This window comes from Streptomyces sp. 8N706 (assembly GCF_052245415.1).
Classification (GTDB): Bacteria; Actinomycetota; Actinomycetes; order Streptomycetales; family Streptomycetaceae; genus Streptomyces.
Genome location: NZ_JBQQBW010000159.1, coordinates 1 through 12,445 on the forward strand (window position 1 = coordinate 1; position 12,445 = coordinate 12,445).

At 71.5% G+C, this 12,445-nt stretch carries 9 protein-coding genes and 1 pseudogene; 5 read left to right on the forward strand and 5 right to left on the reverse strand.

The features are described 5' to 3' along the window. On the forward strand, positions 1-1,268 hold a 1,268-nt coding region (glpK, locus tag ACTWQE_RS31920), incomplete at its 5' end, for a glycerol kinase GlpK (RefSeq protein ID WP_443332577.1). A gap of 137 nt (positions 1,269-1,405) precedes the next feature. Here the strand turns inward: glpK and ACTWQE_RS31925 are convergent. Continuing rightward, positions 1,406-2,014 (reverse strand): GTP-binding protein, encoded by a 609-nt coding sequence (locus tag ACTWQE_RS31925; protein ID WP_443332578.1) that lies wholly within the window; start codon positions 2,012-2,014, stop codon positions 1,406-1,408. Positions 2,015-2,355: 341 nt separating this feature from the next. Here ACTWQE_RS31925 and ACTWQE_RS31930 point away from each other — a divergent pair, with 341 nt between their 5' ends. The 3 genes from ACTWQE_RS31930 (at position 2,356) to ACTWQE_RS31940 (ending at position 5,926) form a co-directional block, all read left to right on the forward strand. Continuing rightward, the gene (locus ACTWQE_RS31930; RefSeq protein ID WP_443332579.1) at positions 2,356-3,324 is read left to right on the forward strand and encodes a zinc-binding dehydrogenase; all 969 of its coding nucleotides are present in this window, start codon (positions 2,356-2,358) and stop codon (positions 3,322-3,324) included. Between the two features lie 221 nt (positions 3,325-3,545). Continuing rightward, positions 3,546-4,445 (forward strand): glycoside hydrolase family 19 protein, encoded by a 900-nt coding sequence (locus ACTWQE_RS31935; protein ID WP_443332580.1) that lies wholly within the window; start codon positions 3,546-3,548, stop codon positions 4,443-4,445. 512 nt (positions 4,446-4,957) lie between these two features. Further along, positions 4,958-5,926, forward strand: coding sequence for an LLM class F420-dependent oxidoreductase (locus tag ACTWQE_RS31940; RefSeq protein ID WP_443332581.1), 969 nt, complete (start codon positions 4,958-4,960; stop codon positions 5,924-5,926). Between the two features lie 42 nt (positions 5,927-5,968). Here the strand turns inward: ACTWQE_RS31940 and ACTWQE_RS31945 are convergent, their stop codons facing one another. The 3 genes from ACTWQE_RS31945 to ACTWQE_RS31955 are packed head-to-tail and all read right to left on the reverse strand — an operon-like array spanning position 5,969 to position 9,491. Beyond that, complete coding sequence (locus ACTWQE_RS31945) at positions 5,969-6,385, reverse strand: DUF742 domain-containing protein (protein ID WP_443332582.1); 417 nt, start codon at positions 6,383-6,385, stop codon at positions 5,969-5,971. A gap of 32 nt (positions 6,386-6,417) precedes the next feature. Further along, the gene (locus ACTWQE_RS31950) at positions 6,418-6,858 is read right to left on the reverse strand and encodes a roadblock/LC7 domain-containing protein (protein WP_443332583.1); all 441 of its coding nucleotides are present in this window, start codon (positions 6,856-6,858) and stop codon (positions 6,418-6,420) included. Then, positions 6,855-9,491, reverse strand: a complete 2,637-nt coding sequence (locus ACTWQE_RS31955) for a sensor histidine kinase (protein ID WP_443332584.1) — start codon at positions 9,489-9,491, stop codon at positions 6,855-6,857. The genes ACTWQE_RS31950 and ACTWQE_RS31955 overlap by 4 nt, the downstream gene beginning before the upstream one ends. A gap of 456 nt (positions 9,492-9,947) precedes the next feature. Between ACTWQE_RS31955 and ACTWQE_RS31960 the strand changes: the two genes are divergently transcribed. Then, the gene (locus ACTWQE_RS31960; protein ID WP_443332585.1) at positions 9,948-10,442 is read left to right on the forward strand and encodes a hypothetical protein; all 495 of its coding nucleotides are present in this window, start codon (positions 9,948-9,950) and stop codon (positions 10,440-10,442) included. A gap of 258 nt (positions 10,443-10,700) precedes the next feature. On the opposite strand, the pseudogene ACTWQE_RS31965 reads toward ACTWQE_RS31960, so the two are convergent. Further along, a pseudogene (locus ACTWQE_RS31965) lies at positions 10,701-12,445 on the reverse strand (hypothetical protein); the annotation flags it as partial.

Below are 12,445 nucleotides of genomic sequence, written 5' to 3' on the forward strand. Positions count from 1 at the left end.
AGCGCGAGACCACGGTGCTGTGGGACCGGGCGACCGGCAAGCCCGTACACAACGCCATCGTGTGGCAGGACACCCGGACCTCGGCCCTCTGCAACGAACTCGGCGGTACGGACGGGCAGGACCGGTTCCGTGACGCGACAGGGCTCCCGCTCGCCAGCTACTTCTCGGGGCCCAAGGCCGCGTGGCTGCTCGACAACGTCCCCGGTCTGCGCCGCCGCGCCGAGAACGACGAGATCGCTTTCGGAACGATCGACTCCTGGCTCATCTGGAACCTCACGGGCGGCACCGACGGCGGAGTCCACGTCACCGATGTGACCAATGCCGGCCGCACCATGCTGATGAACCTGGAGACACTCCAGTGGGACCCGGCGATCCTCAGGGCGATGAACGTGCCCGAGACGATCCTTCCGGAGATCCGCTCCTCGGCCGAGGTGTACGGCAGCGCCGTGGGCCAACTGGCCGGTGTCCCGGTGGCCTCGGCGCTCGGCGACCAGCAGGCGGCCGTGTTCGGCCAGACGTGCTACGGCGTCGGGGAGGCCAAGAACACCTACGGCACCGGCAGCTTCCTGCTGCTGAACACCGGTGACCGCCCGGTGCCGTCGAAGAACGGACTGCTGACGACCATGGGCTACCAGCTCGGCGGCGAGCGGCCGGTGTACTGCCTCGAAGGCGCGATCGCCATCACCGGTGCCCTCGTGCAGTGGTTCCGCGACCAGCTCGGCATCATCGACTCCGCCGATGAGATCGAGACCCTTGCGGCGAGCGTGGAGGACAACGGCGGCGCGTACATCGTGCCGGCCTTCTCCGGGCTGTTCGCCCCGTACTGGCGCTCGGACGCCCGCGGCGTGGTCACCGGTCTGACCCGGTACGTCACCAAGGCCCACCTGGCGCGGGCCGTGCTGGAGGCGACGAGCTGGCAGACCCGTGAGGTCGTGGACGCGATGTACCAGGACTCCGGTGTCCGGATCACCACACTCAAGGTCGACGGAGGAATGACCGCCAACGGCCTGCTGATGCAGCATCAGGCCGATGTACTGGGCGTGCCCGTGATTCGCCCGAAGATCTCCGAGACCACGTGTCTGGGAGCGGCGTACGCGGCCGGCCTGGCGACCGGCGTCTGGCAGGACCTCGACGAGCTGACGACGCACTGGCAGCGCGACGAGGAGTGGCACCCGCGGATGGAAGCGCAGGTGCGGGACCGCGAGTACCGCAACTGGCGGAAGGCGGTGGAGCGCAGCTTCAGCTGGCTGGAGGAGGACGAGCTGTAAGGGCCCCGCTCCTTGAGGGGCCCTTGAGAGCCCCAGCGCGGAGTCCATGACGCAGAGGCCGCGGCGCCGGCGCACCCGACGCCGCGGCCCGTACTCCGGACGGCGGAGTACGGGCCCGTGTGCGCGCCATGCGACCGTCAGGTGGCGGCGGGCTGCCGCTCGCGCGCCCCGATCTCCATGGCATGTTCGACGACGGAGATCAGTACCTCTTTGGCGGACTTCCGCTCCCGGGCGTCGCACAGCACCAGGGGCACCTCCGGGTCGAGGTCGAGGGCTTCGCGCACGGCGTCCGCCGGGTAGCGGTCGGCTCCTTCGAAGCAGTTGACGGCGACGGTGAAGGGAATCCGGCGCCGTTCGAAGTAGTCAACGGCGGCGAAGCAATCGGTCAGCCGACGGGTGTCGGCCAGGACGACCGCCCCGAGAGCCCCCTGCGCCAGCTCGTCCCACATGAACCAGAACCGGTGCTGTCCGGGTGTGCCGAAGAGATACAGGACCAGGTCCTCGCGCAGGGAGATCCGGCCGAAGTCCATGGCGACGGTGGTGGTGCGCTTGGCCTCCACCCCCTCGGTGGAGTCGACGGGCCGGCCCGCCTCCGTCAGCAGCTCCTCGGTGCGCAAGGGTCTGATCTCGCTCACCGCTCCGACCAGGGTCGTCTTGCCGACCCCGAAGCCGCCCGCCACAAGGATCTTGAGCGTCACCGGATCGACAGAAGGCGTGCGGCGTCGCTCAGAGCGCCCGAAGACCATGGATCTCTTCTCCCGGGTGTGCCGTTATGCAGGACAGAGGCATCCCCCTGGTCCCAGGCGGGTCAGCAGATGGTCAGCCTGAGCAAGAGAAGCGTACAACGTAGTCACCGGGCAACTGCAATGCGTCATGGGATCGTTGTCCGAGGACCGGGCGGTGCCCGTGGCGACGACGCCGAGCCGTCCGCCGTATCCGTCCCCTTGCCGCGATCTGCGCAACAGGCCCCCTTCGACGTGAGGAAAACGCACGTCAGTCCCGTAATCCGCTGTGGGCGCAGCCCGGCGAGCCGAGCCGGCGGCCGCCCGCGCAGTGAGTGGAACAAGAGGACATACGAGGAGCCAGCATGCGCGCTGTCCGTGTCGCCGAGTTCGGTCCACCCGAGGTCATGCGGGTGGAGTACGTGGCCGACCCCGAGCCCGGCCACGGTGAAGTGCTCGTCGATGTCGCCGTGGCCGGTGTCCAGTTCGTGGAGACCCTGGTGCGGGCGGGGAAGTCGGCCGCTGTCCCACGGCCGTACACCCCGGGCCGGGACGTCGCCGGAGTGGTGAGCGCGGTGGGCCCCGGCGTGGACCCGGCGCTCATCGGCAGACGGGTGTCCGGCCAGACGAGGAACTCCGGGGCGTACGCGGAACGGGCCGTGCTGGCCCGCAGCGCCCTGCACCTCCTGCCCGACAACGTGTCGCTGGAGGACGCCGTATGCCTTCTGGGGCAGGGCCTCACCGCGGCGGGGCTCATCGAGATCGCCCGGGTCCGCGAGGACGAGACCGTACTGGTGGAAGCGGCCGCGGGCGGGGTGGGCAGTCTGCTGTTGCAGCTGGCCAAAGTGGCCCGGGCGAAGGTGATCGGGGCGGCCGGGGGCGAGCACAAGCTGGAGCTGATACGGAAGCTGGGCGCCGACGCCGCAGTGGACTACAGCGCGCCCGGATGGGCGGACGAGGTGCGCGAGGCCGCGGGCGGTCGCGGTGTGAACGTCGTCTTCGACTCCGTCGGCGGCGACGTGGGCCGGCAGGCGGTGGACACGCTCGCGCCGGGCGGACGGTTCGTCATCTACGGCATAGCCTCCGGCAGCGGCACGGAGATCCCGGGAGGGCTGCTCTTCGGCCGCGGGCTGACGGTCATCGGCTACGGCGGGGCCAACCCCGGCGTCGACCCCTCGCGCTTTCACAGCCTGCAGGCGGGAGCCCTGGCGGAGGCCGCGATCGGCCGCCTGCGCCCGGTGGTCGGAGGGCGCTTCCCACTGGAGATGGCCGCTGATGCCCACGCCGCGCTGGCGGGGCGCGACACGGTCGGCAAGGTGCTGCTCATCCCCTGAATGCCGCTGCGGCGCCCGGCCGTTGTGGCCATCTGCGTGGCCGGGATTCGGTTCCTGATTGGTCCACACCTTGACTGGTACAGACCAATCTGCTGGAGTGTTCTCCACCCCGGGACGGGCCCGCAGGAGCCGGCCCGTCCCGGTTCCACGCTCCTGCACGGACCAACGACCTGACCGGTCGACGTTCCTGTGCGGCCCCCACCGCATAAAGGAGAGATCACGTGTCGAGACAGCGCATGAGGACATCGCTCACCGCCGCGGTATTCGCCGCGGCACTCTCGGTGGCGGCACCGGCCGCCACGGCCTCCGCGTCGGCCTCGTCGGCGTCCAGCTGTGCGTACACGGTATGGACCGCCGGCAAGCCGTACGTCACCGGCGACATCGTGCAGTACACCGACGGCAACTTCTACCGCGCCGAGCACGACAACCCGGGCTACGACCCGGTCATCAGCACCTGGTACTGGGAGCCCTACGACTGTGGCGGCTCGACGCCCGGCGAGTCGAACTTCGTGGTCAGTGAGGCGCAGTTCAACCAGATGTTCCCGAACCGGAACTCCTTCTACACCTACAACGGCCTCAAGGCGGCCCTCAGCGCCTACCCCGGTTTCGCCACCACGGGCAGCGACACGGTCAAGAAGCAGGAGGCCGCCGCCTTCCTGGCCAACGTCAGCCACGAGACCGGCGGCCTGGTCCACATCGTGGAGCAGAACACCTCGAACTACCCGCACTACTGCGACGCGTCACGGCCGTACGGCTGTCCGGCCGGCCAGGCCGCGTACTACGGCCGGGGCCCGATTCAGCTGAGCTGGAACTTCAACTACAAGGCGGCGGGCGACGCCCTCGGCATCGATCTGCTCAACAACCCGTATCGGGTGCAGAACGACGCCGCGGTGGCCTGGAAGACCGGCCTCTGGTACTGGAACACCCAGATCGGCCCCGGCAGGATGACACCGCACACCGCGATGGTCGAGAGCCGAGGTTTCGGCGAGACGATCCGCAGCATCAACGGAAGCCTGGAGTGCGACGGGAAGAACCCCGCCCAGGTGCAGAGCCGTATCGACGCCTACCAGAGGTTCGTCGGGATACTCGGCACGACGGCGGGATCCAATCTCAGCTGCTGATCCGTGGGGGCCGGGCGCAGGGCGGACACCGTCATGCGCCGGGCCCCGCGGCGACTCGGCCGGCCGCCGGATGGGCGTGTTCGACGGTCCTGATCGGCTACGCCGTCCGGGGAGCGGCTGCCTCCTCCGCCCTGTGCGCGGCGTCCGGCGAGTCACTGGGCGTCGGCGGCCGGACCGTCCGGTTCGACCGGGAGGACAACCGGCCGGCGGCCGCCAGGGGCGGGGACTTCGCGTACGGCCACCTCAAGGGCCAGTGTGCCGACGACGAGTACGCCGCCGGCATCGCCTGGACCGGGCGTGTGGGATCGTCGAGAGCTCCTGACGCCCTGCTGTGCCGGAAGCTGCGCTGAGTGATAGCAGTAGCAGTGGGCAGGGGAGGAGCAGGGCGGGTCTCCTGAGCGAGGAGGGACGGACACCCGGACTCGGGGCGGCCGGAAGGCCGCGCGCCGGGCAGTCGTCCGGCGCACACCCGGCATACGGAGAAGCGGCGTCGCGGACGTGAGGTGACGAGCATGGACATCAGCGTGGTGGTCGCGGCCCGGGAGGACGACCGTCCCCCGGACGAGGCCGTACGCGTCGCCGTACTGGCCGACCGGCTCGGTTACGGCGAGCTGTGGATCGGCGAGGGCCCCACCTGGGACGCCTTCGCGCTCACCACGGCGATCGGGCTCTCCACCGCACAGGCCACGATGACGGCGGGACCCGTGCCCGTGTCCGTCCGCGACCCGGCCACCATCGCCCGCGGGGCCGCGACCGCCGCCACCCTCACCGGCCGCCCCGTCGGGGTGGCCCTCGGCACGTCCAGTCCCCGCGTGGTCCAGGGAGTGCACGGACGGTCGCGTGCCAGGGCGGCCGCCGCACTCCACGAATCCGCCAGGGCCGTACGGGCGCTCATGGGCGGCGACGGTTCCGGGCCGGGCGGAGAAGTCGTACCCGGCAGCGGGTTCCGTCGCCGGCTGGACCCTCCCGGCGGTCCGCTGACCGTCGCGGCCTTCGGGCCACGCGCCATCGCCGTCGCGGCGCAGTACGCCGACCGGATGGTCCTCGACCTCGTCACGCCCCAGCAGGTCGGCCGCGCCCGCGCGGAACTGGACGCGGCGGCGCGGTCGGTCGGCCGTACACCGCCCCGGCTGGCCGCCTGGCTCCCCGTCTGCGTCGACCCCGCCCCGGAGTCCCGCACCCAGATCCTGCGCAGCATCACCGGATACCTCACCGTGCCCGGCTACGGAGACATGTTCACCGCCGCCGGATTCGGACCGGCCGTGGAGGGGGCCCGGTCGGGCGCCGGCCCCGACGAACTGCTCCGGGCGCTGCCGCCGGAAGCCGCGCGCACGGTCGGCCTGGTCGGCGACGTGGACGCCGTACGCGCCCGGCTGGAGGACTACGCCGCCGCGGGACTCGACGAGGCCGCCCTGGTGCCCGCGCCCGCCGGTGACCCGAACGCCGAACACACCCTGACCGCCCTGGCACCGCGGTCCTGACCGCCGGCCCGCCGCCCGGAGCGGCGGGCCGGCCACCGGCCCTCAGAGCGCCCGGAGACCGCTGATCACCTCGCGCAGGATGCTCTCGTCCGGGAGTTCGGCGGGAGGTACGGGCCGGGAGACGCGGACCAGGTCGGCGTCGATCAGGTCGCCGATGAACACCCGGACGACCCCGACCGGCAGATCGAGCCCGGCCGCGAGCTCCGCGACCGACTGCGGCTCCTCCCGGCAGAGGTCGACGATGTCCAGGTGTTCGGGGGACAGGGTGTGGTCGGCGAAGTCCGGTGCCGCGAAGCCGCCGGGCGACTCCGCACTGCTCTGGGCGACCACCACCGCGATGAGGTCCAGCTTGTCCCTGACCCCGCTGCGGGTACGGCCCCGGGTCATCGCATAGGGCCGGACGACCGGTCCCGCCGCGTCGTCGAACCATCGCGCCGGGTCGCGACCTTCACCGTTCATGAGACCCCCGTCTCCGCTCATGACGACCCCCGTCACCCTCCGGCGTACGGGCCTGACCTCGGCGCGCTGCGCAGATGCGCGCCGACACGCTTGACCATCAACGTCATCTCGTACGCGATCTGGCCGACGTCGGAATCCGCGGCGGCGAGGACGGCGAGGCAGCTTCCGTCACCCGCGGCGGTCACGAACAGGAACGCGTCGTCGAGTTCCACGACGGTCTGCCGGACCTTTCCCGCGTCGAAGTGCCGGCCCACGCCCTTGGCCAGGCTGTGGAAGCCGGAGGCGACGGCTGCCAGATGCTCGCCGTCCTCCCGGGTGAGGTCCTTCGACGAGCCCTTGGCCAGACCGTCACCGGAGAGCACCAGGGCCTTGCGGATACTGCCCACGCGCTCCACGAGTTCGTCGAGGAGCCAGTTGAGCTCGCCTGCCCCGCCGGTCGAACCATTGTGTGCCGTGGCGTTCGGTGCGGTCATCGGCCGTCTCCCTCGGATCTCGTTCCTGGTGCTGTGTCCCCGGCCGGCCCCGGGACCTCGCCGGTGTGTTCCCGGCCGCGCTGCCAGCCGCGCTGGAGAGAGGCCATACGGGACCTCACCTCCTCGGCGTCGCGCTCGGGTCCGAAGTCCGCGGACGTGCTGTCCCGCCCGTCCGGGTGGACGGGGTCGGTCTTCAGTTGCGGGGCGAGACTGGCCTGCCGTACCCGGCGCGGCAGCCCTCCACCGGACGGCGGGGCACTCTCCCGCGCTTCGGGACGCTCCGTCGCCTGCCGCGCTCCGGCGGCTCCCCGGGAGGCCCGTGCGTCGACATACCGGCCGTGGTCGGCGACCAGGACGGGCGAACGGCGGCGGGGCAGCGGCACCAGCCCGTCGGGACGGGGCTCCCCATGGCGGCCGGGAGGCGAGGAGAGACCGTCCTCACCGCTGTCGCGGGCCTGTTGGTGCTGCTCGCCCGCCGCCGGGGCGCCGGAGCGGCGCCCTCCTCCTCCGGTCCGGGGGTGCGCGGAGGATGCCGTGCGGAAGAGCAGCCGCTCGTCGTCGTCCTCGTCCAGGGATCCCAGCGGCGCCTCGAGCTCCACCGGGCCGTCGAGGACGGGTACCGCCCTCCTCGGCCCGGTCAGCGCCACCGGTATCTGAGCCAGCGACGCGAGCCTGCCGTCCTGGGCCGGCTCGTGCTCACTCGTCTCCTCGGCGGCGTCCGGGCCGCTGTCCGGCCCGCCTGCCTCGGGCTCGGTGAGCAGTGCGGCGGGGATGAAAACGACCGCGGTGGTACCGCCGTAGGGAGAGGTCTGCAGCGATACGCGGACGCCCTGGCGCCGGGCGAGCCGGCTGACCACGAACAGGCCGAGCCGGTCGGTGTCCGAGAGCTCGAACTCCGGCGTCTCGGCGAGCCGGAGGTTGGCATCCAGCAGCGCGTCGGGGGTCATCCCCAGGCCGCGGTCGTGGATCTCCAGGGTGAAGCCGTTGGCGACGCGTTCGCCGAGCACCTGGACGGCGGTGTGCGGGGGCGAGAAGACCGTGGCGTTCTCGAGGAGTTCCGCGACGAGATGGGTGAGGTCGGCCACGGCGGGCCCGATGACGGCGAGCCGCGGCAGTCGGCGCACCTCCACCCGCTCGTAGTCCTCCACCTCGGCAACGGCCGCGCGCACCACATCCATCAGCTGGACCGGCCTGCGCCACTGCCGGGAGGGGGCCGCCCCGGAGAGGATGACCAGGCCCTCGGCGTGCCGGCGCATACGGGTGGTGAGGTGGTCGAGACGGAACAGGTCGGCGAGCTCTTCGGTGTCCTCGGTACGCCGTTCCATCGTGTCGAGGAGGTTCAGCTGACGGTGCAGCAGAACCTGGCTGCGCCGGGCCAGGTTGACGAAGACCTCGGACACTCCGCGCCGGAGCTCCGCCTGTTTGACGGCGGCCTCGACAGCGGCCCGCTGAAGGGTGTTGAGGGCGCGTCCGACCTGGCCCGTCTCGTCCTGGCCGTACTCCAGCCGGGGCGCCTCGGTCTCCACGTCCACCTGCTCGCCCGCGGCGAGACGGCGCATCACACTGGGCAGCCGGATACCGGAGACCTCGTGTGCTTCCTTGCGCAGCCGCGTCAGATCGCGGATCAGGCCCCGGGCGATGCGGACGGAGACGATGAGCGAGACGAGCACGGCGGCGAAGCCGAGAACGCCCGCGACACCGGCCTTGATGAGAACGCCGACGGCGACGGGTCCGACTCGTTCCTGATAGCGGTTGACCGCGCGGGTGCCCATCCGGTCGAGGTCGTCCAGAACCGTACCCGCCGCCGCTTGCCAGCGCTCGGCGTTGATGGTGTCCAGGGCGTCCTGGGGACCGGCGGCGATGACCCGCTCCTCGGCGGACCGCAGGTCGACGGTGTCGGGGCCGTTCCAGTACTTCTCGAATGCGGCGTTCTCCTCCGCGGGGAGCACCGGAAGGCTCAGGGAGTACAGGAGCTTGCGGTCGGCGACCTGGTCGGAGAAGGTCCGTAGGTCGCGCAGGGTCATATCGTCCGCGGCGAGGGCGGAGGCGAGCAGGGCGTCCTCGCGGGAGAGGGCCTCGCGGGCGCGGGTGATCCCCACCAGCGCGCGGCCCTGCTTGTCCATCTCGACGTCCTCGAGGGCGTGCAGGGCGCTCATGAAGTCGTAGCAGGGGTCGATCATGGCGTTGTACGCGGCGAAGGCGTAGCTGCGGGTGACCGTGCCCTCCTCGACCTTGCCGCGCAGTGTTTCGAGGCCCTCGAGCCCGTCGAGGAGCGCGGTCAGCTGGGCGCCGGCCCGGGCGTCGTCGAGTACGCCCTCGGCCGCGGCGTTGGTCCGCAGCCGCTCCACGACGTCGTCAGTGGCGCGCTCCTGGCGGTGCAGCCGGACCAGCCCGTCCGAACTGCGGGGGTCGGCGAGGTAGATGAGGGTCTGCCGGCGCTCCTCCTGGAGAACCTGGACGGTGTCCTCGGTGGGATAGCCCACCTTGTCCACGACCTGGGCGATATCGAGGAGTTGTTGCGCCTCACGGCCGGTGATCACTGTGGCGAAGGCCCAGATGGAGGTGAGGGACACCAGCGGCACCAGAAGGAGCCCCACGATCTTCCTGCGGATGGACTTCCCGCGAAAGCGCATGGCCTCCCCTACGTCAACCCCGGTGCCCGGGGTGGTGTTTCGTCAATAAACGGCGCGAGCCTACTACTGGACGGTGACAACTCGAAGACCTGTCCGGGGGCCCACGGCGGATGCGGAGGCATATCGTCCGCAGTTGTCCGGGCGATTCCCGGGCAGCGCGGCGCTGGTTGTGGCCCATGCCACCCATCGGAACGCCACCGTTCCACCCGGTATCGGCCGAAGAAATTTGGCTGGAAAGCCCCGCCTCCCGGGAACCTCCCGCCACCGATGTTCGTGATTCCGACTGACGGTGAAGAGGGGAAGAGAGGGAAGAGGGTTGAACCGGACGGGGATGCGGGGGAATTCCCTTGAACGTCCCGCTTTTGGGATCAGCGCAAGCCGGGCAGGCGACCATCGAGCCGGGTACCTCGCACCCGCCGTCGACCAGTCCGCCACGCGAGGGGGAGTGAAGGTCAGATGGACACCGAACGACGTCACCGGGCGTCCGCGCCCGCCGAACCACTGGGTGGGGCAGGGTATGTCGACTTCCCCACCGACGACGGACCCGACGACGGCCATCGGCATCTGTGGACCGTGGAGCCCGCGGTCAGACCCCGGCTGCCCGACCCGGTCCGTACCGCGGCGGTGCGGGCAGTGATCATTGTGTCCGTCACCCTGATCCAGGCCATGGTCGCGTTCCTGTGCACCATGGCGGGCTCATGGTTCGCTTTCCCCGCCGTGCTGAGCACGGTGGCCGCCACCGTGGTCGCCACCTGGAGCGTCCTCGACGTCTGGGTGACCCGGCAGGTGTGGAACCAGCGGCATGGCGTCATCTCCGTGCCGAGCAGTACGGCGCGTGCGTTGCGACGCGAGCGCCGGCGCGCCCGGCGGGAGGCCCGTGCCGTATCCCGCGCGCGGCCAGGCCAGGCCCGCGCGCGGCTGGCCGAACGGCGCCGGCTGTCCCGGGCTTGATCACTTCCGTGGCTCTGTCCGTGAGCCAGGCGCCGGCCGGCGCCGCATCATCGGGTACGAAGCCGGTCGCCCGGTCGCACTGTTGCGCGTCGACCGCGGGGTGCGCAGGAGAGCGGCCGCCTCCCCGAGCGGCGACCGGCCGCGACAAACTGATCGAACATCAGCTCCGCCGACCGTTCGTACGGGCAGAGGGACCGTGACCGAGCGGCTGCGGGGCACCCACGGTGGGGGCGCCGGACATCTCACGGACGCGTCCGGTCACTCCACCGGGACCGTGGACGGACGCTTGAACATGCGGGTCGCGGTGATCTCCCCGTGCACCGTCTCCTCCCCGGCGGGCTGCTGCGGCAGACCGGGGCGCAGATGTTCCTCGACGCTGATGTACTTCAGCCCGGCCCGCAGATCCGCGTCATTGCGCAACCGGATGACCAGCGGGAACTCGGCGAGCGCCGTGGTGTCGAACAGGCCTGTGGTGTAGAGCAGCTGGACGCCCAGCGCATCGGCGACGGCCCGCTGGAGCTCCAGCAGATACGTGGCGTTGGCCCGCCCGATGGGATTGTCCAGGAACAGCGTGCCCGCGTGCCGGTGCTTGTCGCGCCCCCGGTCGTTGCTGCGCAGAGCCGCCATCGTGCAGTACAACGCGATGGCCGCGGTGAGCAGCTGCCCTCCGGAGAAGACATCGCCCATCTGTCCGACGGGGACGCGCTCGGCCCGCAGCACGGCGTCCGGCTTGAGGATCTCGACGGCGATGCCCCGTGGCTGCAGCGCCGCCGCGACCCCGCGCAGCAACAACGACATGCCGTCCCGGCGCAGGTCGGAGTTCTTCTTCACGGCGGCACGGGTCGCGTCGTCGATGACGTCGCCGAGCCGCTCGATGAGCGTGGAGTGGTCGGGGTCGTCGAAGCGGATCCGCAGGAACTCCTGGCCCGACCACTCCCCCAGGCCCTCCGGGAGCCGGGAGAGCCGCTGGGCGGAGCGGAGGGTGGCGAGCGAGGACTCGACCAGGCCGCGGAGCCGGTCGACGATACTGTCGCGATTGCGCTCCAGCTGCTCCAGCTCGTCGGTGAGGACCCGCAGCCGTGGGGCGAAGGCCTCCGCCCAGGCCGCCGCGTGCTCGGGCAGCGCGGCCGCGGGCAACTCCCTGATCTGCTGCCGGGCAGGGGTGCGGACCTGCTCGTAGCGGGTGGAGTTGGCGTGCCGTACGAGGACGTCACCGGCCTCGCGCACGGTCGAGTCGGCGGCCGAGAGGTCGGTCGCACAGCCGCGGAGCGAGCGGCGGGCCTCGGCGGCGGCCTGCCGGGCCTCGTCGAGACTGCCGCGGTAGGGCTCGGGCGGCTGCTCGGATCCCTCCACGTCATCGGCGGTGTGCGCCGGTTCGCGCAGCAGGTCCCGCAGGAGCGCGGCGGTTTCCTCGAAGCCACCGGTCGCGTCCTCGGCCGCCCGGTGGGCGTGCAGCAGCTCGGCGTGGTGGGCGCGGGCCGTCTCCAACGCGTCCGTACGCTCGGCGAGTTCGGTGGTGGCGGTGCGCAGCAGCGTCTGGGCCTGGTCGGCTTCGGCCGGTACGAGCTCTTCGGGCAGTTCGGTGTGGGCCTCCCCGTCGGCGGGTGCGTGGCGCTCGGCCTCACCGCGCAGCCGGCCGAGGTGCTCGCTGGCGGCGGAGGCCCTTGACCCCAGCATCTGTACGAGCGATTCGGCGCGGGCCGCGGCAGCTTGCCGGGACGGGCCGTCGGCACCGTCGGTTCCTTCGAGGAGCTGAGCGGCACGGGTTCGGACCTTGTTGGTGAGCCGCTCGAGCTCGGCGAGCGCCGCGCTCTCGTTGCTCTCGGCTCGGGCCTGCTCGGCTCGGAGATCGGCGCCGACGCCGACTTTCTCGTACAGCTGGGAGGCGGCACGGTACGCCTCGCGGAGCGCGGGGAGCGCGGTCCGCGGCGGGGCGGTGTCCTCGGCGACGTCGTCGTGAGCACCCGCGATCTCGGCGCGCTCGGCGCGCAGGGCGCGGGAGG